The 2,466-nt window shown below is 43.7% G+C and carries 3 protein-coding genes and 1 tRNA gene; 2 read left to right on the plus strand and 2 right to left on the minus strand.

What is annotated here, in order from left to right; genetic code table 11:
* Positions 1-572: CZB domain-containing protein (locus JHC35_RS04540; RefSeq protein ID WP_295042434.1), on the plus strand; the 572-nt coding region annotated here is incomplete at its 5' end.
* A 10-nt stretch (positions 573-582) separates the two neighbouring features.
* On the opposite strand, the gene JHC35_RS04545 is transcribed toward JHC35_RS04540, so the two are convergent.
* A tRNA-Ser gene (locus tag JHC35_RS04545) sits at positions 583-670 on the minus strand.
* A gap of 50 nt (positions 671-720) precedes the next feature.
* The gene (locus JHC35_RS04550; protein ID WP_295042436.1) at positions 721-1,155 is read right to left on the minus strand and encodes a hypothetical protein; all 435 of its coding nucleotides are present in this window, start codon (positions 1,153-1,155) and stop codon (positions 721-723) included.
* Positions 1,156-1,390: 235 nt separating this feature from the next.
* Between JHC35_RS04550 and dgt the strand changes: the two genes are divergently transcribed.
* Positions 1,391-2,466, plus strand: a 1,076-nt coding sequence (gene dgt, locus JHC35_RS04555; protein ID WP_295042438.1) for a dGTP triphosphohydrolase, incomplete at its 3' end; no start/stop codon positions are given.

Here is a 2,466-nt window from a genome sequence, read left to right on the forward strand (position 1 = left end):
GTACCCAAAAAGCAACTGCTGAAGTGGCGATGAGCGTTCAAAGTCTCAAACAAAACGCGACAGAGATTTATGAGCGTTCCAGTGCGATGGAATCAATCTCTGCAATGTCCAGCGAAAAATTGGAGCAGTTTAGAGCCACTTTGGTTAATTTGGGCAGCCGCACCAAGGTGATCGAAAACGATTCGACCAATGTTCTTTATTCGGTCTTCATGGTATTGGTTAAACTCGATCATCTGCTTTTCAAAGTAAAAGGGTATAAAAGCGTCTTTTCTAATAAGGTGGATGATGAATTTGTCGATCACCATCACTGCCGTCTCGGCAAATGGGCTGAGGGGGGCAAAGGATCGCAAATTTTCGGAAATACACCGAGCTTTAGAAAACTCGAAGCGCCGCATAAATCGGTTCATGACAACATTATTGCCGCTGTTAAGTGTGTGAGTGCGGGTACATGTTTGCAAGAAGCTAAAAATGTGATGACCTATTTCAAAGATGCCGAGAACGGAAGTTGCGATATTATTAGTACGTTAAATGCGATGTTAATCGAAGAACGGGAAAAAAGAGCTCATAAATAAGCGTGTAGAATGGCGGACAGCTAGGGATTTGAACCCTAGATAGGTTGCCCTATACACGCGTTCCAGGCGTGCGCCTTCGACCACTCGGCCAGCTGTCCATTCGTTGGAAGAGTGAAATTGTACCAAATGTACCTTAAAGGGTGATATTTTAGAACCCGTAACGGTCTTTTGGCGGAATTTTTCGGGCTTGCTCTCTTTTCCAGCGGGAATTGATATGTTTGAGCCATGCCAAAAAGATACCCACTAAAATCAATACCGCACACACCTCGTACCCGATAGCCCAAATTACCGCAACAGAAGAGAGTGTGAAGTTCAGGAAATATTCATAACTCATCCGTGCAATAAAGAGATACAAGAACAACAAACCGCTCAAATAAGGGATGATGAGAAGATAAAGCGCGATGACGATCCCCTCATATCTTTCAGGAACGAGGATAATATCACGATAGTCGATCGTTTGATTCAAAAAATCTTCTTCTTTGTCGCGACGTGCTTTTAGATTGGTGGTTTGATACGCTTTGGCACTTTCTCGCGCCGTATCACTGATGAGCGTGGATATTTTTGTATCGATTTTATTATCCATTCCGATCCCTTGATTTTTATGATGACTTATTATATCTTGTTTTAATGCGGGAAAGAGCAGAAAATAATTTTATTTTGTAGCAACCAAACCACGAAGGAGAGAGGTTCGGTCAAACTATCGAAGGAGAATCGAGTTGTCATTGTAGAAAAGAAGTGTAAATCTTGTGTAAAAAAGTCTATTTTTGGATAGGATGGACTTGCTATAATGTCGACAGATTATCCAAAAAAGGATCTGCGTGCTACCGAATCAACGTTTTTATTCTATCAGTGACGATTTTCGCTCCCCTTATGCACGCGACCGTGATCGCATTATCCATTCGGGGAGTTTTCGTCGCCTTGAATACAAAACACAGGTATTTTTAAATTCCCAAGGGGACTTTTTCCGAACCCGTTTGACGCACAGCATAGAGGTGAGTCAGATCGCTCGATCAATTTCATTGCACTTGGGGCTGGAAGAATCACTTGCCGAATCGATTGCCCTGTCGCACGATCTGGGTCACACCCCCTTTGGGCATATCGGTGGAGATACTCTCGATGAGTGTCTCAAGGAGAGAGGGTACATGCACGGGTTTGAGCACAATTTTCAAAGCTTCCGTGTTGTCACCAAACTCGAACAGCGTTATAAGGCATTTCTGGGACTAAACCTCACCTATGCTACGCTGGAGGGGATTCTCAAACACTCATACCCCTATAACAAATCGTTTTTGCCCGATGAAATACGAGAGGCGTTTGCCCTTGATACCCATCCGAGCATCGAAGCGATGATCGTCGATCGAGCAGATGAGATCGCCTATATCAGCCACGACATCGATGACGGTGTCGCATCGGGACTGATTACGTTTGAGACGCTTAAATCTTCGGAATTGATTCAGATCATCTTGGAAAAAGTCTATGACGAAGGGATTCGTGAAGATGAGGATGAGATGTTCCGCTACCGTTTTAGTTCCCATCTTATCAACCATCTTGTCTATTCTCTCCTCGAACATTCGCGTGACAAAGTCGATAACAGTCGTGTATTGGCATCGGTTATCCCATCCTCCGAGCCGATAGCGATCGGTTTTGATCCGCAGTTGGAGACGCAGATCAAAAAGCTCAAAAAACTGTTGTATCAAGAACTCTACCAGCACAAACAGATCATGCGTAAAATGTTTGCGGGAAAACAGGCAATTATAGGGTTGTTTAATGCATTGATGGCAGAACCGAAGATGTTACCGAAGTATTATTTGGAACAGTGTGAACGACGAAACACACACCGTGTAATCAGTGATTATATCGCGAGTATGTCGGATCGCTATGCGATGGAGTTGTATAA

Origin of the sequence: Sulfuricurvum sp., from assembly GCF_022759005.1 — a bacterium.
Lineage (GTDB): Bacteria > Campylobacterota > Campylobacteria > Campylobacterales > Sulfurimonadaceae > Sulfuricurvum.

Bases quoted from the DNA above. Each gene is read 5' to 3' on its own strand.
- JHC35_RS04550 (WP_295042436.1), bottom strand. From the start codon at position 1,155: ATGGATAATAAAATCGATACAAAAATATCCACGCTCATCAGTGATACG.